General features: G+C 66.5%; 16 protein-coding genes and 1 tRNA gene. 9 read left to right on the top strand and 8 right to left on the bottom strand.

Going from position 1 to position 21,833, the window contains the following annotated elements:
* Positions 1–18: 18 nt before the first annotated feature.
* Positions 19–1,197, bottom strand: coding sequence for a cysteine desulfurase family protein (locus ACVJ6E_RS07700; RefSeq protein WP_120268341.1), 1,179 nt, complete (start codon positions 1,195–1,197; stop codon positions 19–21).
* A 363-nt stretch (positions 1,198–1,560) separates the two neighbouring features.
* Between ACVJ6E_RS07700 and ACVJ6E_RS07695 the strand changes: the two genes are divergently transcribed.
* On the top strand, positions 1,561–2,217 hold the full coding sequence (locus ACVJ6E_RS07695; RefSeq protein WP_120267749.1) for an alpha/beta hydrolase: 657 nt from the start codon (positions 1,561–1,563) through the stop codon (positions 2,215–2,217).
* 126 nt (positions 2,218–2,343) lie between these two features.
* The gene (locus tag ACVJ6E_RS07690) at positions 2,344–3,033 is read left to right on the top strand and encodes an HAD family hydrolase (protein ID WP_120267748.1); all 690 of its coding nucleotides are present in this window, start codon (positions 2,344–2,346) and stop codon (positions 3,031–3,033) included.
* Positions 3,034–3,069: 36 nt separating this feature from the next.
* Here ACVJ6E_RS07690 and ACVJ6E_RS07685 read toward each other — a convergent pair whose 3' ends face one another.
* Positions 3,070–4,170: a GNAT family N-acetyltransferase gene (locus tag ACVJ6E_RS07685; protein WP_120267747.1), complete on the bottom strand. Its 1,101-nt coding sequence runs from the start codon at positions 4,168–4,170 to the stop codon at positions 3,070–3,072.
* Between the two features lie 275 nt (positions 4,171–4,445).
* Positions 4,446–4,520, bottom strand: a tRNA-Val gene (locus ACVJ6E_RS07680).
* A gap of 328 nt (positions 4,521–4,848) precedes the next feature.
* On the opposite strand from ACVJ6E_RS07680, the gene ACVJ6E_RS07675 reads away from it, so the two are divergent.
* The 4 genes from ACVJ6E_RS07675 (at position 4,849) to ACVJ6E_RS07660 (ending at position 10,630) form a co-directional block, all read left to right on the top strand.
* Entirely contained in the window at positions 4,849–5,850 is a 1,002-nt protein-coding gene (locus ACVJ6E_RS07675; protein ID WP_208996626.1) for a GlxA family transcriptional regulator, read from the top strand.
* Positions 5,851–6,020: 170 nt separating this feature from the next.
* Positions 6,021–8,054 carry an EAL domain-containing protein gene (locus ACVJ6E_RS07670; protein ID WP_120267745.1) on the top strand — a complete coding sequence of 678 codons (2,034 nt, stop codon included), beginning with the start codon at positions 6,021–6,023 and terminating at the stop codon, positions 8,052–8,054.
* 180 nt (positions 8,055–8,234) lie between these two features.
* Entirely contained in the window at positions 8,235–9,812 is a 1,578-nt protein-coding gene (locus ACVJ6E_RS07665; protein ID WP_147421822.1) for a sensor histidine kinase, read from the top strand.
* The gene (locus ACVJ6E_RS07660) at positions 9,809–10,630 is read left to right on the top strand and encodes a response regulator (RefSeq protein ID WP_120267743.1); all 822 of its coding nucleotides are present in this window, start codon (positions 9,809–9,811) and stop codon (positions 10,628–10,630) included. Before ACVJ6E_RS07665 ends, ACVJ6E_RS07660 begins: the two co-directional genes overlap by 4 nt.
* 148 nt (positions 10,631–10,778) lie before the next feature.
* On the opposite strand, the gene ACVJ6E_RS07655 is transcribed toward ACVJ6E_RS07660, so the two are convergent.
* From ACVJ6E_RS07655 to ACVJ6E_RS07640, 4 genes are all read right to left on the bottom strand, one after another.
* Positions 10,779–11,579: an amino acid ABC transporter ATP-binding protein gene (locus ACVJ6E_RS07655; protein WP_120267742.1), complete on the bottom strand. Its 801-nt coding sequence runs from the start codon at positions 11,577–11,579 to the stop codon at positions 10,779–10,781.
* A gap of 44 nt (positions 11,580–11,623) precedes the next feature.
* Positions 11,624–12,925 carry an amino acid ABC transporter permease gene (locus ACVJ6E_RS07650; RefSeq protein WP_185925291.1) on the bottom strand — a complete coding sequence of 434 codons (1,302 nt, stop codon included), beginning with the start codon at positions 12,923–12,925 and terminating at the stop codon, positions 11,624–11,626.
* Positions 12,926–12,929: 4 nt separating this feature from the next.
* Positions 12,930–14,132, bottom strand: coding sequence for an amino acid ABC transporter permease (locus ACVJ6E_RS07645; RefSeq protein ID WP_120267741.1), 1,203 nt, complete (start codon positions 14,130–14,132; stop codon positions 12,930–12,932).
* Positions 14,133–14,324: 192 nt separating this feature from the next.
* Positions 14,325–15,341: an amino acid ABC transporter substrate-binding protein gene (locus ACVJ6E_RS07640; protein ID WP_120267740.1), complete on the bottom strand. Its 1,017-nt coding sequence runs from the start codon at positions 15,339–15,341 to the stop codon at positions 14,325–14,327.
* Positions 15,342–15,639: 298 nt separating this feature from the next.
* Between ACVJ6E_RS07640 and metC the strand changes: the two genes are divergently transcribed.
* Positions 15,640–16,818, top strand: a complete 1,179-nt coding sequence (gene metC / locus ACVJ6E_RS07635; RefSeq protein ID WP_120267739.1) for a cystathionine beta-lyase — start codon at positions 15,640–15,642, stop codon at positions 16,816–16,818.
* A 24-nt stretch (positions 16,819–16,842) separates the two neighbouring features.
* On the opposite strand, the gene ACVJ6E_RS07630 is transcribed toward metC, so the two are convergent.
* Positions 16,843–18,399 (bottom strand): glycosyltransferase family protein, encoded by a 1,557-nt coding sequence (locus tag ACVJ6E_RS07630; RefSeq protein ID WP_147421821.1) that lies wholly within the window; start codon positions 18,397–18,399, stop codon positions 16,843–16,845.
* Positions 18,400–18,549: 150 nt separating this feature from the next.
* On the opposite strand from ACVJ6E_RS07630, the gene ACVJ6E_RS07625 reads away from it, so the two are divergent.
* On the top strand, positions 18,550–19,371 hold the full coding sequence (locus ACVJ6E_RS07625; protein WP_120267737.1) for a phosphodiesterase: 822 nt from the start codon (positions 18,550–18,552) through the stop codon (positions 19,369–19,371).
* A gap of 258 nt (positions 19,372–19,629) precedes the next feature.
* Entirely contained in the window at positions 19,630–21,807 is a 2,178-nt protein-coding gene (locus ACVJ6E_RS07620; protein ID WP_147421820.1) for an EAL domain-containing protein, read from the top strand.
* Positions 21,808–21,833 lie beyond the last annotated feature (26 nt).

Genomic DNA, 21,833 nt, shown 5'->3' with positions numbered 1-21,833 from the left:
ATGATGGTCCGGAACCCGTCAGGCGGCGCGACCCGCGCCTGCCTGCCTGATCCGTCCCGATATCCGCCGCCATGCGGCAAGAAACCGTTCGATCTCCTCGGGCGCGGTCTCCCGGCCGAGGCTGATCCTGATGGCGCCGCGCGCCAGATCCTTGTTCGCACCCATCGCCGACAGCACCGGCGAGACGCCGACCTTGCCGCTCGAGCAGGCCGAGCCCGAAGACACTGCGATGCTCTCCAGATCGAGAGCGATCAGCGCGGTCTCCGCCGATACGCCCGGCACCGCGAAGCAGCTGGTGTTGGCGAGCCGCGGCGCGCCCGCGCCAAAGACCACCATATCGGCCCATATATGGCAAAGCTCGCGCTCCATGCCATCCCGAAGGGCCCGAATTTCGTCCCAACCGTCCAGTTCCGCGGCAGCCAGCTCCGCTGCAAGGCCGAAACCGGCGATTGCCGCGACATTTTCCGTGCCTGCCCGGCGCCAGTTTTCCTGTCCGCCGCCGGTGAGCAAGGGGGCGGGGTGCAACCCTGCCCTGCGCACCACGAGCGCGCCCGCGCCCTGCGGACCGCCGATCTTGTGGGCCGAAAGCGCCAGGCTGTCAGCGCCCCAGGCCTCCATGTCGATGGCGATGCGGCCTGCCGCCTGCACCGCATCCACATGCAGCACCGCGCCGCTCCCCTTGAGCGCCGCCGAAATCTCCGCCAGCGGCTGCAGCACGCCGGTCTCGTTGTTGGCGGCCATCACCGCCACCAGAACGCTCTCGCCCGCCGCCGTCAGCTCCGCGACCCGCGCCGCCAACGATGCGGCATCGACAAGGCCCTCGCCATCGACCGGGACGCTCTCTCGCGCCTCGGCCGGGAAGCGTCCGCCTGCCGCGACCGAGGGATGCTCGCTCGCTGCAACCAGCAGCCGGGTGAACCGCCGCTCGCCGCGCCCGTCCTTCCAGACCGGCGACAGCGCCGTCACGTTCGCCTCGGTGGCGCCCGAGGTGAAGCTCACCTGCGCGCCCGGAACCCCGCACAGCCGGGCGACCTGCGCCCGCGCCGTCTCGATCGTGCCGCGTGCCCGGCGCCCGGGTCCGTGAACGGACGAGGCATTTCCCGTGCGCCTCAGCACGGAACAGACGAGTTCGGCCACCTGCGGACGCAAGGGCGCCCCGGCATTGTGGTCGAAATAGATGTCCGTCCGTGACGTCATGACCGTCATATGTCTCCGCCGGAACCGCCCTGCCCGGCCTGTTCGACCGACAAAACCGCTCCTGACCGCTTCTACCGCGATGCAATTCTTGCAATTCCGCGTGGAGATCGGTTTAAGACATCCCTATATACCACGCTGGCCGGACGGACAGATCGACACGACTGGTCGACCGGGCCGCCGACGTGAACCGGTCGAGATGCGGCGTCCGCCGTCAACTTTCGAACGATTCTAAAGAAGTTGTAGGAAGCAGGGCCATCCGAGTCAAGCCGGACTAAGCAATACCCCTGAGTTTCACAACCTTTCGCGACCCCGGTGCGCGGCAACCGCAGTTAAGGAACGAATACCCCATGAACGAGGTGGTCCATGCCTGAAGTGATTTTCAACGGTCCGGCCGGCCGGATCGAAGGCCGCTTTCAGCCGGCGAAATCGCGGACGGCGCCCATCGCCCTGATCCTGCATCTGCATCCGCAGTTCGGCGGGACGATGAACAACCAGATCGTCTATCAGCTCTACTACATGTTCGCGAAGCGCGGCTTCGCCGTTCTGCGGTTCAACTTCCGCGGCGTCGGGCGCAGCCAGGGCTCCTTCGACCATGGCCAGGGCGAGCTGTCCGATGCCGCTGCCGCGCTCGACTGGGTCCAGACGGTCCATCCCGACGCGCGCTCCTGCTGGATCGCCGGCTTCTCCTTCGGTGCCTGGATCGGCATGCAGCTCCTGATGCGCCGCCCGGAGGTGGAAGGCTTCATCTCCGCCGCTCCGCCGGCCAACCTGCATGACTTCTCGTTCCTGGCGCCCTGCCCCTCCTCCGGCCTCATCGTCCATGGCGATGCCGACAAGGTGGTGCCGTCCAAGGACGTCCAGACGCTGGTCGACAAGCTGAAGACGCAGAAGGGCATCGTGATCGACCACAAGGTCATCCCGGGCGCCAACCACTTCTTCGAGAACCACATGGACGAGTTGATGGCCGAGTGCGGCTCCTATCTCGACAAGCGCCTCGGCGTCACCAGCGAGATCGCCTGATCGCATCGACGGTCTCCAGACCCTTGAAACGCCGGCCCTTTTGGCCGGCGTTTTGGTATTTCCTTCCCCGCGGGCGAACCGCCCGGCTATAAGCCGGATCACCCGCCGCCACACAGGAAAGCGCCCATGACCACGCCCGCCTCCACGCCCGCTCTGGTCTTCGATCTCGACGGCACCCTGGTCGACACCCGCCACGATCTTGCCGCCGCGCTCAACGCGGTCATGCGCGAGGAAGGCCTGTCCGGCGTCGACATCGAGACGCTCGGCCACCTGTTCGGCGTCGGCGCCCGGCCGATGATAGCCAAGGCGCTTTGGGCCAACGGCATTCCCGATCCCGACCCGGCCGAGATCGAGCGGCTCTACCTGCGCTTCATCGCCTTCTACACAGCCGACATTGCCGGCCTCAGCCGCCCCTTTCCGGGCATCCACGAGGCGCTGGAGACGGCCCGCAAGGATGGCTGGCGCCTGGCCGTGTGCACCAACAAGTCGGAGCCGATCGCCCGCCAGTTGCTGGATCACCTGAAGATGCTGGATCTGTTCGACTCGCTGGTCGGCGGCGACACGTTCGCCAGGCCGAAGCCGGACGCCGCCCCCGTTCTGGGCGCGGTCGAGCGCGCCGGCGCGCGCCTTTCCGGTTCGGTGATGATCGGCGACAGCAAGACCGATATCGATGCGGCTCGCGCGGCCGGCATTCCGGTCGTAGCCGTCACCTTCGGCTACACCGCGGTTCCGGTGCGCGAGCTTTCGCCCGACGCCGTGATCGACCATTTCGACGAGTTGCACCCGGCGCTTGCCGGACTTCCCGGCCCGCGCTGATCGCTGCAAGGCAGGACGGAAGAAAGCCGCTGCGGCTCAGAAGTCGGTCAAGAGCCGCGACCAGCTCTCCGACGATAAGCCTTCCGCATAGACGAGGTCCTGGTCCAGCGCGCGGTGCAGCGCCGGCATCCGCCCGGCGATGCAGAAGAAGCCGCGGTGGCGGAAGCACATGTGTTTTTGCGCCTGCAGCGCCTGCATCAGGAACGGCTGGGTGGCCCCGCGCGCCTCGCAATAGCCCTGCCGGTCGAGGTCGGCCAGCAGCGCGGCGACGCTCTCGCGCTCATGCCCTTCCAGGCACAGCAGATTGAGCACGCTCGCCCGCCCCCGGCCCGTGCCGCAATAGGCAGCCGCGCCGATGGTTGCGCCGCTGGCATCGTGCATCAAGGCAAAGTGCAGCGGACCGAGCGCCGGATTCGCCTCCGCCATGCGCGACAGCCAGGCGAATTCGGACGGATCCCAGTCCGGATGGACGCTGAAGCGCCCGAACATCGGCCGCGTCTCGGCCAGAAACTGCGTCGGCCCCACCTCCTGCACCGTCACGCCCTCGGGCATATGCGCGACCAGCAAGGGACGATGCCGCCGCGCGCCCTTGTCGAGCATGCTAAGCGGCGCCAGCAGCAGGCCGCCCGCCTCTCCCCTCAGGCTGCGATGCATGCGCCTTGCGCAGGCGGTCAGCGGGCGGAAGACCCGGCACCATTCCAGGCTCTGGATCGGCAGGATCCGCCCCCCGCCGGTCTTCCAGTGGGTGGAGCTCGCCTCCGAGGCCGTATCGGAAAACAGGAAGTCGTGGCGCTTTGCCCGAAAATGCCGCGACAGGCAGGCTGCGCCACGCGCGCCCGCTTCGCCGACGGCCATGAAATTGCACAAAAGCCGCGCCGTCACCGGCTGCCCGTCGACGCGAAACCGCAGCGGCACGCAGAGAATCGCCGCGCTGAGCTCGCCCGTCTCGCTCTCATAGACCCGGCTGCCGGTCTCGGACGTCAGCTGCGGATGGCCGAAGCAGAAGGTTTCCAGATAGGCCTCGAGGCCGGGTGCGACCCGCCCGCCGCGAAAGGCGGCGCCGAACATCGCGGCCACGGCACCCAGATCCCGTCGCTCCATAGGGCGGCTGGCGTGGTGCATCGCGTCGCGCAACATAGGGCTGGTCCTGGCGATCTGTCCGTGCATCCGGAAACGTTCCTCTTTCCCGCCACTATCGCGCGGCGGGCTTGAGGGAGACTTTACGGATCGCAGGAAAACGCCGTTGCCCCGGCGAAAAAAGCGCAACTGGTAAACCGGATACGAACGCTGCAGGTTTACGCAGGGGCAAATTCGCTGCCCTGCGTCGTCTTCCTGTCAGGAATACGAGGGAGGTCCGGCACCGGGCTCGGTGCGTCTCATCTCGGCAGTGTTCGGGACGGTGCGGGAAGGAATGGTGGGCGATACTGGGATTGAACCAGTGACCTTTCCGGTGTGAACGGAACGCTCTCCCGCTGAGCTAATCGCCCATGGCCTGTCGGCTGGTGAGGGGTATCTAAAGGAGCCGGCCGGGTTGCGCAAGGCGGAATTTGAGCCCCTGTGGATTTTGCGGTGGAAGCGATGTCGCGCCCGCGCATCGCCATGACGTTTTGTTGACGCCGCCCGGCTTTATTTCATGCGTGTCGGCACATTTTCGCCATACATGTATTCGCCGCCGTTTTTATTTGACAAGCATGATGCCCGATCCCAGACTAACCGAAATTAAAAGCAAAAACCTTCCAATGAACTAGGGGACCGCGCGTCACAGCTCGGGCACAGCGCATGGCAGACCAGGCCGCATCCACGGAAAAACAAACCGTGGCCCTTATCCTTCTCGATCAGTTCTCGCTGATCGCCTTTACCTCGACCATCGAGCCGATCCGCATTGCCAACCGGGTGCTGGGCCAGGAGTTCTATTCCTGGAAAACCTACTCGGTGGACGGCAATCCGGTCCAGGCCAGCAACGGCTGCCATGTCTCCGTGCAGGGCTCGATCAACGAGCTCGACGATGCCGACATCACCCTCATCTGCTCCGGCGTCGACGTGGAGCGCGTGCCCCTGCCCAAGGAGCTCGGCACCAAGCTGCGCAAGCTGAATGCGCGCGGGCGCACCTATGGCGCCGTCTGCACCGGCTCCTATGTGCTGGCCCGCTACCACCTGCTCGACGGCCGCCGCTGCACCATCCACTGGGAGAACCTGAGGTCCTTCCGCGAGGAGTTTCCTGAGATCGAGGTCTCCGGCGACCTGTTCGCCATCGACCGCAACTGCATCACCTGCGCCGGCGGCATGGCCGCGCTCGACATGATGCTGCGCGTCATCGCCATCCAGCACGGCGCCTATCTGGCCCATGAAGTCGCCGAGGTCGCGCTCTACCAGAACATGCGCTCGGGCGAGAGCGCGCAGCGCCACGACCTGGAGAGCCGCACCGGGATCTCCAACGTCAAGATCCTCGACGCGATCCGCATCATGGACCTGCATATCGAGGATCCGCTGTCCTGCCAGCAGTTGGCGATGACCGTGAACCTCAGCCCGCGCCAGCTGGAGCGGTTGTTCCGCCGCCATTTCGATTGCACGCCGGGCCAATACTATCTCAAGATCCGCCTGGAGACGGCGCGCGACCTTCTGCGCCGGACCAACCGGCCGGTGCTCGACGTCGCCATCGCCTGCGGCTTCGCCTCCACCTCGCATTTCACCAAGTGCTACCGCGAGCGCTACAGCTGCACTCCGACGGAGGAGCGGCAGTCCTATTTCTGGGCGCAGGGCGGACGCAAGCAGACCGCGCGCATCGTCGCCCCTGCGCGGATCGCGACCTCCGGCTAGGCGAAGGTCGCCCCCCTCTCATTGGGCCGCTCGCCCGACCAGCTTCCCGCCGGTGGAGAACTCCGTATTTCTCGCAGTTGTGCAGGACACATTAACATTTGAGTGATTAGGGTCTTTTCCGAGTTTACGAACCGTATGTCGGATTCGTCGCAAGGGACGAGCGCCTGAACATGAAATCGTTTGTCGGTTTCGCCGAGAACATCCGTTTTTCCTTGCAGGAAGCGTTCATCGCGCTGGTTCCGTTCGTCATTCTGGTCTCTGCCATACGGCTGATCGACTTCGCACTGATCTATAGCGCCGCCTCTCTTCCCTTCCTGTCGTATCAAACGCTCACCGATATTGGCCGGCTTCTGGAAATCGCGATGCCGGTGATGCTGGCGATTTCGGTTTCCTACCAGCTCTCGATCCTCTTCCGCATCGACCGGGTGACAGGCGCTGCGCTCGCGCTTGCCGTCTTCTTCTTCGACACTTACGGCACCATGGCGATCGACGATGCCGAGGCGATCTCCCTTGCCTCCATCAACGCGGTGATTGCCCCGCTGCTGGCGCTGATGATGCTGCGCGCCTGCGCCCGCCTGCCGCTCCCGCGCCTCCATCACGGCGCGCTCAGCTACAATCTGGAAAACGCGCTCAACATGGCGCTGCCGGCCCTGTTGAGCTTCGTTCTCACCGCCGTCGTGCTCGGCGTGCTGCATGATGCGGCCAATGTGATCTACGCAGCGCTCGCCCCGGCCTTCTTCGGGCTCGGCTCGGACATGGCGCTGGCGCTCTATCTGGCCGGCTCCCAGTTCATCTGGTTCCTCGGCCTGCACGGCACCAACCTTGCCTATCTCGCGGTGCCGCCCGACTTCGGTTCGTTCCTCGTCGCCGGCGACATGACGCGCGACATGTTCATGACCTCGTTCGTCAATCTCGGCGGATCGGGCACGACGCTCGGCCTGGCTCTGGCGATCCTGCTGTTCTCGCGCAACCAGCACATGCGGTCCATCGCGCTGGTCGCCCTGCCTTTCACCGCCTTCAACATCTCCGAGATCCTGGTCTTCGGCCTGCCGATCGTGCTGAACCTGCGGCTGCTTGCGCCGTTCGTCGCGGTTCCCGTCGTCTGCCAGATGCTCGGCCTTGTGGCCATCTCCCATATCGGCCTGACGGTCTATCCGACCGAAGTGCCCTGGGTGACGCCGATGTTCCTCAACGTCTACCTGCAGACCGGCGAAGTCTGGGCCGTGCTGCTGCAGGCGGCGCTGCTGGGGGTGAGCATCCTGCTCTATGCGCCCTTCGTGATCAGGTACGGGCGCATGCGGGAAAACAAGCTCGGCCCCTCGCTGCTCAACGATGGCGCCGACTTCGACGACCACATGCGCCGCCAGCACGGGCGCACCGTGTTCGACCAGCACAAGACGCTGCTGCGCAACAGCGAGGCCGCGCGCAATGCGGTCGACTTCCTGCGCGAAAACCGGCTCGCCATGCATTACCAGCCGGAGATCGACGCCCGCACCGGCTCCTGCATCGGCTTTGAAGCCTTGCTGCGGGTCTGGGTGGAAGGACGCGGTTTCGTCGGCCCCTATTTCCTGGAAACGCTGGAAAATGCCGGTTTCGCCCATCTGATCGACCGCTGGGTCTGCCGCCAGGTGCTGCAGGACCTGGCCCATGTTCAGGGCGCCGGGCGCGACCTCATCGTCTCCATCAACCTGCATCCCGACACGATCGCCGACCGCTCCACCGTCGACTGGCTGGTCCAGGCCTTCGCCGACATGCCGGTCAGCTTCGAGATTATCGAGCGCGGGCTGCGGTCGGATCCCGCCATCGCCGACAATCTTCGCCGCCTGGCGGAAGCGGACCTGAGCGTCGCCATCGACGATTTCGGTGCGGGCCACTCCAACTTCAACCTGCTGGCCGACCTCCCCGTCAGCATCGTCAAGTTCGACCGCTCGCTGCTGCTGAGTGCGGCCGAGCAGCGCGGACGCATCGTCTACCGCAAGCTGACCGGCCTGTGCCACGAACTCGGCTATCAGGTGGTCGCCGAAGGCGTCGAGACGCGCGCGCAGGCCGACCTTGTCACCTCCTGCGGCGTCGACCTGATCCAGGGCTGGCTGCACGCTCCGGCGATGCCGCTGGACGAGGCGCTCGACTTTGCCGCGCGCCTGAACAGCGCCACTCCCCTGAAAAGCGCCCCGGCCTGCTGGCCGCTGCAGCCGCGCGCCTGAGCGCCGCGCTCCCCTTCCCGACAGCCGGGAAGCTGTGCCGGCAAGGGACTATTAAACGCGTTTCCGACTTCCGCTTAGAATCGCCGCTCCGCTGGCGCACACTGGGTTTCCAGCCTGACGGTTGTGAAACGAGGATGCGACTTGCAGCACTTCATCCGGAAGGGAAGCTCTGAAGCGGACGTGCTCCGGCATCTCCTGGCCACCGTGCATCAGGGGATCACCGTGATGGATCGCCACTTGCGCATCGTCCTGGTCAACGAGACGGCCTGCCGGCTGCTCGACCTGCCGAGAAGCCTCGTCGAGCAGACGCCCGGACTGGAGGAGGTCCTGCGCTTCAACGCGCTGCGGGGCGAGTACGGCCCCGGCGACCCCGAAGCCCAGGTCCGCGAGCGCCTGGAGCTCGCCCGCAGCCGGGACATGTACGATTTCGAGCGCGAGCGCCCCGACGGCACGGTACTCAGGATCCAGGGCACGCCGATGCCGGACGGCGGCTTCGTGACCATCTACACCGACGTCACCGAGGCGCGCCGGCAGAAGGACGCCGTCACCGAGGCGCGCGACCTTCTCGAGGAGCGTCTCGAGGAGCGCACCGTGGAACTGCGCCGCGGTCGCGACCTGCTCGCCAGCACGGTCAATGCGGTCAACGACGGACTGGTGGTGGTCGACGAGAGCGGCCGGATCGTGCTGACCAACAACACGTTCGACCGGCTGTTTCCCAGCGAGCGCAGTTGGACCGATAGCGGCGAGAACATCGTCGACGTGCTGCAGCGGCTCGGCCCCGCAGGGCTGGCAGAGGCGCTGGAAGGCCTGGAAACCGATCCCGAGACGCCGAGCGAGTTCCGCTTCGGGGCCCGCAGCTGGTATCGCGTCAGCTGCTGCCGGACCGGCGAGGACGGCACGGTGATCTACCGCTTTGCCGATATCACCACCTTCAAGCTCCAGCACCGGGCACTGCAGCAACACACCGACAAGCTGGTGAAGATGCTGCGCAACGAGCAGAAGATCAACGAGATGCAGCGCGAGTTCGTCTCGATGGCCTCGCACGAGTTCCGCACGCCCCTCGCCATCATAGACAGCAACGCGCAACGCCTGCGCCGCATGCTCGACCGGCACGTCGCGAACGGGGCAAACGCGATCGACGACGACGCCGCAACCGCCCTGACCCGCCGGCTTGCCAACATCCGGGAATCCGTCGACCGGATGCAGTACCTGATCAACCGCTTCCTGAGCTTCACGCAGCACCAGTCGGGCGCTCTCGAGCTGGAGCTGAAGGAAAGCGCGTTGCGGCCGCTGGTCCAGGCGGTGTGCCAGCGCCAGCAGGGCCTGTGCACGACGCATGTCATCGACATGGACCTCGATGCCCTGCCCGAGACCGCGATGATCGATGCCCGCCTCATCGAGCAGTGCATCGCCAACATCCTGTCGAACGCCATCAAGTACTCGGCCGGCCGCGACAGCATCCGCGTTCGCGGGCTCACCGAGAACGGTCAGGCGGTCATCCGCATAGAGGACGACGGCGTCGGCATTCCCGAAAAGGAAATCCCGAAGATCTTCAACCGCTACTTCCGCGCCTCCACCTCCAGCGGCATACCGGGCACCGGCATCGGCCTGCACATGACGGACATGGTGGTCTCGGAGCACCGCGGAAAACTGAATGTCTCGAGCGAGGTCGGGCGCGGCACGGTGGTCGAGATCCGCCTGCCCCACACGGCAGCCCGCCCCGCCAACACCCAAAGCGTCAACGAGGCAGCCCCATGACCCACAAGACGACGATCCTGTGCATCGAGGACGAGAAGCTGCTGCTGGAAGACCTGACGGAAGAGCTTCAGGATGCCGGCTACGAGGTCCTGACCGCCAGCAACGGGCAGGAAGGCCTCGACTGCCTCCAGCAGCATGTCCCGGACCTCGTCATCTGCGACATGATGATGCCGGTGATGAGCGGCCCGGAGCTGCTGGCCCGCATCCGCAGCGACTTCCCCCGGCTGACCCGCATGCCCTTCATCTTCCTCACCGCGCTCGCCACGCGCGACGACATCATCCAGGGCAAGAAGCTGGGCGCGGACGACTATCTCACCAAGCCGCTCGACTTCGACATGCTGCTGGCGACGGTCGAGGCGCGGCTGAACGAAGTCAGGCGCATCGACGGCGCCCACCGGGCACAGCTCATGCAGATCGAAAAGGCGATCCGCCAGTCGCGGCAGGCACGTGGCCCCTTGCGCATCGCCCTTGTCGGCGGTGTGGCGAAGGTGACCGAGCCGATCCACGCCGCACTGGAGGAGCTGGGCTGCGAAGTCGCGCTCGTTCCGGAGGAGAACCTGAAGCACAAGAGCTACAGCTTCGACCGGCAGGACATCGTCCTGCTCGTCTACAGCAAGTTCGTGCATTACTACCTGCAATACATGACCGGCCAAGGAGTTCGCCCCCAGCACGGCAAGATGGTGCTGCTGGCCCCTCCGAACATGAGCGAGGGCGCGCGCGCCGGCCTTCTGGAAACCGGTATCGACGGCTTCCTCGACTATCCCTATCGGCCCGTCGAGATCTTCAAGCTGCTGATGGACCGCCTGCAGCCGGCCTGACGCGGCACCGCGCCAGCGCGCATGGCGCCTGCCGAACGAAAAAGGCGCGAGCCTTGCGGCCCGCGCCTCTCCGTTCCTCGATGCCCCCCGATTGCACGAGACCGCGAGCGGCCTGCGCTGCCCCCCCGACAGCGCGGCCCGCCCCGCCTCAGTGCAGGATCTGGCTGAGGAACAGCTTTGTCCGCTCGTGCTGCGGATTCGTGAAGAAGGGTTCCGGCTCGTTCTGCTCGACGATCTGGCCGGCATCCATGAAGATGACGCGGTTGGCGACCTGACGCGCGAAGCCCATCTCGTGGGTGACGCAGAGCATGGTCATGCCCTCTTCCGCCAGGCTCACCATCACGTCGAGCACTTCCTTGATCATCTCCGGGTCGAGCGCCGAGGTCGGCTCGTCGAACAGCATGATCTTCGGACTCATGCACAGCGAGCGGGCGATTGCCACGCGCTGCTGCTGGCCGCCCGACAGCTGGCCCGGATATTTCTTCGCCTGCTCGGGGATCTTGACCCGCTCCAGGTAGTGCATGGCGATTTCCTCGGCCTTGGCCTTGGGCATCTTGCGCACCCAGATCGGCGCCAGCGTGCAGTTCTCCAGGATCGTCAGATGCGGGAAGAGGTTGAAGTGCTGGAAGCACATGCCGACCTCGCGGCGGATCTCGTCGATCTTCTTCAGATCGTCGGTCAGCTCGATCCCGTCCACCACGATGGAGCCTTTCTGGTGCTCCTCCAGGCGGTTGATGCAGCGGATCATGGTCGACTTGCCGGACCCGGACGGGCCGCAGATGACGATCCGCTCGCCGCGCATCACCTTCAGGTTGATGTCGCGCAGCACGTGGAAATCGCCGTACCACTTGTTCATGTTGGTGATTTCGATGGCGACGTCGGTCTCCGACACCGTCATCCGGCTGCGGTTGGGGATGGTGTCCGCGGCATCGGCAGCATGTTCACTCATGGGTCAGCTCCAAACGTTGTGTCGGCTTCGCGGGGCCGCGCGCATCAGCGCGCGTGCCCCCGGTGCAGGCGGCGCTCCATGTAGATGGAGTAGCGCGACATGCCGAAGCAGAAGATCCAGAAGACGAAAGCGGCAAAGACGAAGCCCGTCGCCGGCGTGTTGGGCGAGGCCCAGTTCGCGTCGGAGAAGTTCAGCGAGACGATGCCGAGCAGGTCGAACAGGCCGATGATCAGCACCAGGCTCGTGTCCTTGAACAGGCCGATGAAGGTGTTGACGATGCCCGGAATGACCAGCTTCAGCGCCTGCGGCATGATGATGAGGCCGATGCCCTGCCAGAACGACAGGCCCATGGCATCGGCCGCCTCGTACTGGCCCTTGGGGATCGCCTGCAGGCCGCCGCGCACCACCTCTGCCATGTAGGCGGAGGCGAACAGGGCGACGCCGATCAGCGCCCGCAGCAGCTTGTCGAAGTTGACGCCGTCGGGAAGGAACAGCGGCAGCATCACCGACGACATGAACAGCACGGTGATCAGCGGCACGCCGCGCCAGAACTCGATGAAGATCACCGAGACCAGCTTCACCGCCGGCAGCTTCGACCGCCGTCCCAGCGCCAGCAGGATGCCGAGCGGGAACGAGGCGACGATGCCGACGATGGCGACCACCAGCGTCACCAGCAGGCCGCCCCACAGCTGCGTCTCCACCGGCCTCAGGCCGAAGTCGAACGAGACGACCGCGAAGACCGCCGCCAGCGCCAGGAACATCGCCGCCACGACCTTGAGCGGCGCGGCCAGCGCGATGCCCGCATTGCTGCAGATCAGCCCGGTGATGGCGAGCGCGATCGCGGCCAGGATCGCAAGGCCGATCCAGAACGTGCCCGACAGTTCGATATTGCCGCCGGTCAGCAGGATGAAGCCGGCGATCGGGAAGACGATGAGCAGGTAGAGCACCGTCTCGCGCTTGAACGGCACCCGCGGGATCGCCGCCGGTACCAGACCGGCGATCAGCAACAGGCCGGTGAGATCCACCCGCCAGCGCTCCGGATCGGGATAGCGACCGTACATGAACTGCCCGAACTTGGCATAGACGAAGGCCCAGCAGGCCCCTGCCCCTTCCACGACGCAGGCGTCGCGGCTGGTGCCGGTCCACACCGCGTCGATGAACAGCCAGTTGATCGTCGGCGGCAGGATCAGGGCCAGCATGGCGATGCCGACCACGGTCATGATGGCATTGCCGACACTGTCGAACAGGTTCTGGCGGACCCAGCCGATCACGCCGGTCTCGGAGACGGGCGGCGCCATGCGCGGCGCCTCGTCGGTTCGCACATAGGCGATTTTCGACACGCTCATGGCCCTACCTCTCCACCAGCGCCATGCGCGAGTTGTACCAGTTCATGAAGCCCGAGGTGAGCAGCGACAGGGTCAGGTAGACCAGCATGGTGATGATGATCACCTCGACCGCCTGGCCGGTCTGGTTCAGCACCGTGCCGGCGAACACCGCGACAAGGTCCGGATAGCCGATGGCCACCGCCAGCGAGGAGTTCTTGGTCAGGTTGAGATACTGGCTGGTCAGCGGCGGGATGATCACCCGCATCGCCTGCGGGATGATGACCAGCTGCAGCGTCCGCCGCGGCCTCAGGCCGAGCGAATAGGCCGCCTCCGTCTGGCCGTGCGAGACGGCAAGGATGCCCGCGCGCACGATCTCGGCGATGAAGGCCGCGGTGTAGAGCGCAAGTCCCAGCAGCAGGGCCATGAATTCCGGGATGACGACGACGCCGCCGCGGAAGTTGAAGCCGGCCAGCTCCGCATAGGCCAGATCGACCGGCATGCCGGTGACCAGGAAGACCAGCAGCGGCAGGCCGATGATCAGGGCGAGCCCGACGAGAACGCTGGGGAACTGGCGTCCCGTCTCCTGCTGGCGCTTGCGCGCCCAGCGGGAAATGCCGATCGACGTCGCGACCGCCGCAAGCAGCGCCCACAGGATCGCCGAGGAGCCCGGCTGGCCGATCACCTCGGGAAGGATCAGGCCGCGATTGTTGAGATAGACCCCCGACACCGGCTCCAGAGACTGGCGCGGCGAGGGCAGCACGGACAGCACCGCCTTGTACCAGAACAGCAGCTGCAGCAGCAGCGGGATGTTGCGCAGCAGCTCCACATACCAGGTGGCGATCTGGCGGATCAGGAAGTTCTTCGACAGCCGCGCGATGCCCACGACGAAGCCGAGCACCGTCGCGATGACGACGCCGATCGACGCCACCAGCAGGGTGTTCAACAGCCCCACGATGAAGGCGCGGAAATAGGTGCTGTCATTGGTGTAGGAAACAAGGGACTGGGAGACGTCGAAGCCGGCGCGCTCGGACAGGAATCCGAGGCCGGAGGCGATTCCCGCCCGTTCCAGGTTGATCTTCGCGTTGTATGCGAAGAAGGCAAGCATCCCCAGGAGGAAGGCGACGACCAGCACCTGGAAGACAATGCCGCGCACGCGCGGATTGTAGAACCAGGATGTGCCGGATCCGCCGCCCGCTTGCTCGCGCTCGGCAGAGCTTGCAGGTGTCATGTCAGACAGGTTCCCCTCGCCGGTTCGCTGTTTTCAGCGTTACCCGATATCCGCTGATTGCAGCGCAACCCGTAAGTGACTGGCCCGTTCGGGCCCGTCCGGCCCGGTTTTCCGGACTCGGTCGATTGTCGTTTCAGCGTCGTTTCAAAAAGACCCGGCGCGGAGGCCGCGCCGGGTCCGGGTGAGGCTGTCTTAGCGGATCGGCGGCGCGTACTGCAGGCCGCCCTTCGACCACAGCGCGTTCACGCCGCGGGCGATGCCAAGCGGAGTGTCCGGACCGACGGTCTTGTCGAAGACTTCGCCGTAGTTGCCCACGTGCTTGATGACACGGGCCGCCCAGTCGTTGCTGAGGCCGATAGACTCGCCGAACGTGCCTTCGACGCCGAGGAGGCGGCGGATGTTCGGGTTGTCGGAGCCCTTCATCTCCTCGACATTGGCCGAGGTCACGCCCAGCTCTTCAGCGTTGAGCATGGCGTAGTGGACCCACTTGACCAGGTTGAACCACTGGTCGTCGCCCTGGCGCACTGCGGGGCCGAGCGGCTCCTTGGAGATGATCTCCGGCAGCACGATGTGGTCGGCCGGGTTGGTCAGCTGCAGGCGGATCGAGTACAGGCCCGAGGCGTCGGTCGTGTAGACGTCGCAACGGTTGGCGTCGTAGGCGGCGTTCACCTCCTCGAGCTTCTCGAACACGACCGGGTTGTACTCCATGCCGTTGGCCTTGAAGTAGTCGGTCAGGTTCAGCTCGGTGGTGGTGCCGGTCTGCACGCAGACCGAGGCGCCGGACAGCTCGAGCGCCGAGGAGACGCCCAGCGACTTGCGGACCATGAAGCCCTGGCCGTCATAGTAGTTGACGCCGGTGAAATTCAGGCCAAGGGTCGTGTCGCGGCTCATCGTCCAGGTGGTGTTGCGCACCAGCACGTCGACTTCGCCGGTCTGCAGCGCGGTGAAACGCTCCTTGGCGGTCAGCGGGGTGAACTTCACCGCGGTGGCATCGTCGAAGATCGCGGCCGCGATGGCGCGGCACATGGAGACGTCGAGGCCGGTCCACTCGCCCTTGTCGTCCGGAGCCGCAAAACCGGCCAGGCCGGTGTTGGAGCCGCACTGCAGGAAACCCTTCGCCTTGACGTCGTCGAGCGTCGCGGCGGAAGCGGCGGTGGCCGTCAGGCCGAGCGCCGCGCCGAGCACGATCGGAAGCAATTTATGCGTCATGGATATGCAGCCTTCTCTTTTGCCCTGTCTATTCTGGGTTTTTTCGAGATCACGCGTGCGGGAATCAGGATGCGGCCATGATGCGCCTGCAAAAAGCAGTGTCGGCACAGAAAACCCCCTCCCGGCATTTCCGCGGCCCTTCTTGTTTTCTGGCCGTCGGAGATGCCACCGTCATCTCATGAGTGCATTCGATGGCATTTATCGCTAAGGGTCAAGTACCCGACGCACCGTAAGGTACGATTTGCGAAAAATTTTTCGCTAACTGAAAATCCAGTCAACTCACCGCGAAAGGTACTGCATGTCTGCCTCCCAGTCGAACCGCGCCCGGGGTCTTGCAACGAAACTCACCCATGCCGGACGCAAGCCCGAGGAGTTCCACGGATTCGTCAATCCGCCCGTGGTTCACGCCTCCACGGTGCTGTTTCCGGACTGTGCGACGATGCTCTCCGGCGGCCAGACCTATCACTATGCCCGGCGCGGCAATCCGACGACCGATGCGCTGGAAGAGGCGCTGGCCGAACTGGAGGGTGCGGCCGGCGTGCGCCTTGCCGCCTCGGGCCTCAATGCCGTCTCCGTGGCGCTGCTGTCGTGCCTGTCCTCCGGCGACCATGTGCTGATCACCGACAGTGCCTATGGCCCCACGCGCCATTTCGCCGAGACCACCTTGAAGCGGCTCGGTGTTGCGGTCGACTACTACGATCCCGCGCTCGGCGCCGGCATCGAGGCGCTGTTCCGGCCCAACACCCGTGCGGTCATGACCGAGGCGCCCGGCTCCCTCACCTTCGAGATGCAGGACATCCCGGCCATCGCCAGGGTCGCCCATGCGCATGACGCTCTGGTCGTGATGGACAACACCTGGGCAACGCCCTGCTTCTTCGACGCCATCGGCCACGGCGTGGACCTGTCGGTGCAGGCCGGCACCAAGTATCTGATCGGCCATTCCGACGCCATGCTCGGCACGGTCGCGGCCAGCGAGCGGGCCTGGCCGGGCCTGAAGGAGACCCACGGCGCGCTCGGCATGCATGTGGGGCCGGACGACGTCTATCTGGCCCTGCGCGGCCTGCGCACGCTGGATGTGCGCCTGCGCCGCCACATGCAGAACGCGCTGGAGATCGCCCGCTGGCTGGAGGAGCGGCCCGAGGTCGCCCGCGTGCGGCATCCGGGCCTGGAGAGCGATCCGGGCCACGCCATCTGGAAGCGGGATTTCACCGGCGCCTGCGGCCTCTTCGCCTTCGACTTCGTCGACAGCATCACCGAGACGCAGAGCTACGCCTTCCTCGACGCGCTGCAGCTGTTCGGCCTCGGCTATTCCTGGGGCGGCTTCGAGAGCCTGGCGATCCCCGTGCGGCTCAAGGGCGCGCGCACCGCGACCCCGATGCCGACCGGCGGCCCCAGCGTGCGCCTGCATATCGGTCTTGAGGACACCGCCGATATCCGCGCGGACCTGGAAGCCGGCTTTGCCGCGCTGAAAGGCTGAGCCACACGCCGGTCCGGCGCAGCGTTACAGCGCTGTGCCGGACGCGGCAGGCTCCGAAGCCTCGGGCTTGGAACCGGCGGGCTCGGACACCGCCGGAGCAGGCACTGAAGACGGCGCCACCGACGGCAGGGTGAAGATCCACACGGCGGCCGACAGCAGGATGCCCGCTCCCAGCGCCGGCATCAGGGCGGCGGCAGCCTCGCCGCGCGCCAGCCGCCGCAGCGCCGAAAGCCCCGGCACCAGCGCCAGCAGCCCGATCACCGCCCCCGGCGGCGAGGGCCAGGATCCCGTCAGCGGGCCGGCCGCAAGGGTTGCCGCCACCAGCCCCAGGAACGGCACGGCAAAGAGGCCAGCCGCACCATAGCGCAGGATGCGACCCGGACGGCGCGGCGCGCTGCCTTCCTCCCCGCTCGTGCGCGACAGCAGCAGCGCGGCAAGGCCGGCCAGCGCCGGCACCAGCGGCAGGGCATGCTGCGGCGCCTTGACCGGCAGCAGCTCGATCAGCAGCCAGTACGGCACCAGGCAGCACAGGAAGAACACGACCTGCGGCGTGCGAGTGCTGCGCAAGAACATCGGCAGGCCCAGCAGGGCAAAGGCCGGCAGCGGCCAGAAGGTTGCCAGCGACAGCAGCAGATGGGCGAGCGGCGGAGCGCCGATGCCCTGCCCGGCGAAGGGCGCACCGAGGCCCGCGCCCCCGAGGAGCCCGGCAAGGAGCGTCAGGCTCCCGCCCGACAGGATGCCGCCCTCGCCCCGCAGTGCGCTGGCGACACACCAGGGCAGCACGATCACGGCAAGGATCGCCAGGCCCGCCAGCGGCATCAGGCGGGAAAGCCAGCGCAGGTCCCGCGCGGCAAGGCAGAGAGCCGCCACGCTCAGCCCGATGACGACCGGCCCACTCGCCCCGCCCGCCAGCACCGAGACCGCAAGCCCGATCCAGAAGACGGCCGCGAGGCTCCGTGATGCGAAACGGCCCGGCGAGGACGTGCCGGGCAGACGCGAGAGCCAGATCCGCGCCAGCGCACCCTGCATGGCAAGGATCGCGGCCAGCAGCACCGCATCCGGACCGGCGAGGCGGGCAGCACCGCCCAGCAACAGCGCGGCCGCCGTCAGCGCCCCGGCCAGCAGCGCCGGCGGCGGCGCGACGAACGCACGCGCGCACCAGTAGCTCAGCAGCACGGCCAGAACGGCGCCGGCCAGGGAAGGCAGGCGGAAGATCCAGAGCGGGGCGTCCGCCCCCTGCCCGCTCACTGTCGCGCTCAGGGCCTGCAGCAAGGGCAGGCCCGGCGGCACGAGGCGCTCGCTGCCGTCGCGCAACCGCGTGTCGACGAGATCGCCGCTCGCCAGCATGTGCCGCGTAGTCTCGATCAGCTGCGCCTCGCCGGTGCCGGGTGGCGGCGCCACCGTCAGCCCCGGCAGGTAGAGCGCAAGGGCGAGCAGCAGCAAGGCCAGCGGCGCCAGCCCCCGATGCCCCAGCAATCGCAGCCAGCGCGCGCCGGGTCCGGAAAACCGGACCTCGAAACTGCCTGTGGATTGCCGCGCCTGTGTATCCGTCATGTCAAGATCGCCTGCTACTGCGCTCACGTCGCCTGTCCCTGCGTTTCCTACAGGAGCGCGGGACAAAGGGGAACCGGAGGCCGCGGCCAGGCCGATTCCGCCCCTCGCGCGAAGCCCGGACATCCGCTAAATCGGAAAGATGCGCTTGCCGCAGCCGACCTTTCCAGGGAGACCTTGATGACACTGATCGCCCAGATCACAGACCTGCACGTACGCCCCAGCGGGACGGCGTGCTACCGCGTCAGCGAGACCAACATGCTCGCCTATCGTGCGGTCGAGGCGCTGAATGCGCTCGATCCGCAGCCCGATGCCGTGATCATCACCGGCGATCTGGCCGACACGCCGGACCCGCGCGAATACGGCGGTGTCCAGCGCCTCGTCTCCTTGATCAAGGCTCCGGTCTATGTGCTTCCGGGCAATCACGATTCGGCGACGATGATGCGCGAGATGCTGATCGGCGTCGGGCCGATCAACGAGGGCGAGAACGGCAAGATGCACTACGCCGTCGATATCGGCGATGTGCGCCTGATCGCGCTCGACAGCTCCGTGCCCGACGCCCCGCACGGGTTGCTCGGCGAGGCCCAGCTCGCCTGGCTCGACGCGACGCTCGCCGCCAGCACCCGGCCGACGCTCATCGCCCTGCACCATCCGCCGGCACTCACCGGCATTGCGCATATGGACACGATCGGCCTTGCCGACGCGGCCGCCTTCTCCCAGGTTGTCTCCCGCCACACCCATGTGCGCCGCGTCATGTGCGGCCATGTGCACCGGGCGATCATCGCCTCGGTCGGCCACACGGTCATGACCCTGTGCCCCAGCACCGCCCATCAGGTGCATCTCGACTTCGTCGACCGCGGCACCGGCCACTTCATCATGGAGCCGCCGGCCTTCTTCCTGCACCACTACGCGCCGACGAGCGACGTGGTCAGCCACCTTGCCTATGTCGAGCGCTTCCCCGGGCCGTTCCCCTTCTTCGCCGACGAGGGCGTAAGCTTCTGACGTTCCGAAAAGGCCGCCGCGCACGTCCTGCGCGGCGGCCGCTTGCATTTTCTCGCAAAACGTTCAGTCTGGACTTCCACGTATACCAACGAGTCATGTCCAAGTAGACGAAGCCACTTTTTTCAATTTTCATAACCCGTCTACTGGACCTCAACGCGTGTTACGCGAACAGGGTGGCCGACGCCCCCAAGGGTGCGAAGGACGCCCCGGCATTCGGCCGGAATTTCCGGCGCGGGCCAAAGCAGCCGGAAAAGACCTGTGGCAACCACATCGGCGAAACCGGAACTGAACAGGCGGAGTGCCGCGAGAGCGAGAGCGCTCGACAGCCCTGCGGGACGGCTGATCCTGGCCAATCCGCCGCCCTTCTGCGTCATGCGCGTGTCCCGCAACTCGCCAAGCGAGCGCTTCCGGATCAATTACATCAGCGAGGGGTGCCAGGCCGTATGGGGCTTGGCCGACACCGAGATCGCCGGCGACCTGCGGGTGCTTTGGGGGCGGATCCATCTCGACGACCTGCCCCATCTCAGCGACCGGCTGCGGACCGCCGGACGCGCATACCGGGACTGGACGGCGACCTTCCGCATCCGCAGCCTCGAGGGCGATGCGGCGGCGAGGACACCGCGGGGCCGGAAGGAGATCTGGGCGGTCGCCCGCGGCCTGCCCTGCCCGGACCTGCCGGGCGATACCTGGAGCATCATCGTCACCGACATGACCGCGCAGGTCCAGGCCTATGCCGACCTGCAGGCCAGCGAGGCCCGCTTCCGCGCCCTGGCGGAGAACATTCCCGGCGCGGTGTTCCGCTACCGCCTGCGCGCCGACGGTGCCCATGAGATCTTCGACATGACGCCGGGCAGCGTCGCCATCTGGGAGCTGCCGGTGAGCGAGATCGGCAACGACCCCACCCCCATCTGGCAGATGATCCATCCTGAGGACATACCGCCGATGCTGGAATCGGTGCAGGAATCGGCCCGCACCCTGCAGCCCTGGCATTACATCTGGCGTCTGACCACGCCGTCGGGCCGCTTCAAGTGGCTGGAAGGACGCGGCCTGCCGCGGCGCGAGGAAAACGGCGACACCGTCTGGCACAGCGTCATCATCGACGTCACCGTGCAGCGCAAGAAGGACGAGGAAATCCGCCGCCTTGCCGACCGCGACGAGCTCACCGGCCTTGCCAACAGGGCGCTGCTGCGCGGTCGCCTCGACGAGGCCCTGCGCCAGCGTCTTGCCGATGGCGGTCGCGGCGCGCTGATCCTGCTCGATCTCGACCATTTCAAGGACATCAACGACACGCTCGGCCACGATGCCGGCGACATCTTCCTGCGTGCCACTGCCGAGCGGCTGACCGAGAGCGTCTGCCACGAGGACATCGTCGCGCGGATCGGCGGCGACGAGTTCGTCGCCGTGCTGCCGGAGATCGCCAGCGAGGACGCGGTGCTGGCCACCATCGGCCGTATCGCCGCGCGCCTGTGCGACGAGGTGCATATCGAGGAGCATGCCCTGTCGAGCAGCGTCTCCATGGGCATCGTCTTCTTCCCCCGCGACGGGCAGACGCCGAACACCCTGCTCAAGCATGCCGACATCGCCCTGTTCGAGGCCAAGGCGGCCGGTCGCCAGACCCACGTCTTCTTCTCCCCCGCCTTGCGGGAGGTGCGCGAGCGCCGCCGCGTCCTGGCCGAGGCGCTGCGCACGGCGATTGCCGCCGATGCGCTGTCGATTGCCTTCCAGCCGATCGTCGAGGCCAGCAGCAACACCCACAAGGGATTCGAGGCGCTGGCCCGCTGGACGCTGGACGGCCAGCCGATCTCGCCGGCCGAGTTCATTCCCCTTGCCGAGGAGACGGGCCTTGCCGTGCCGCTGGGCAAGGTGCTGCTGGCCCGCAGTCTCAGCCTTGCCCGCAAGCTGGCGCAAACCGGCATCGACCCCGGAACCATTTCGGTAAACGTCTCGGCCGCCCAGCTGCGCGAGCCGGACTTCGCCGCGACCGTCGCCGCCATGCTCGAGGAGCACGGCCTGTCGCCGACGCAATTGGAGGTCGAGGTCACGGAAACGGTGGTTTTCGGCCGTTTCGCGGAGCAAATCGCGCTCACCTTGCGCGAGCTGCGCCGGCTCGGGATCCGCATCGCGCTTGACGATTTCGGCACCGGCTATGCCTCGCTCGCCCATCTCAAGCGTCTTCAGGTCGACCGGCTGAAGATCGACCAGTCCTTCGTGCGCGATATCGAAACCGACCCGGACGATGCGGTGATCGTGCGCACCGTGATCGGCCTTGCCAAGGCGCTCGGCATGGATGTCGTGGCCGAAGGCATCGAGACGCACGAGCAACTGGACTTCCTGCGCCGGTTCGGCTGCGACCTGGCACAGGGCTATCTCTTCGGCCGGCCGACCACCCGCGAGGAAGACCTCGTCACCTATCTGAACAACACCGAGAAAGTGTGAGGCCCGCAAAGGCAAGGGCCGGCGCG

This window comes from Stappia sp. G46H5W (assembly GCF_058448995.1).
The sequence above is the reverse complement of the archived record's forward strand: the minus strand, read 5'-3'. Positions and strand labels throughout refer to the sequence as shown.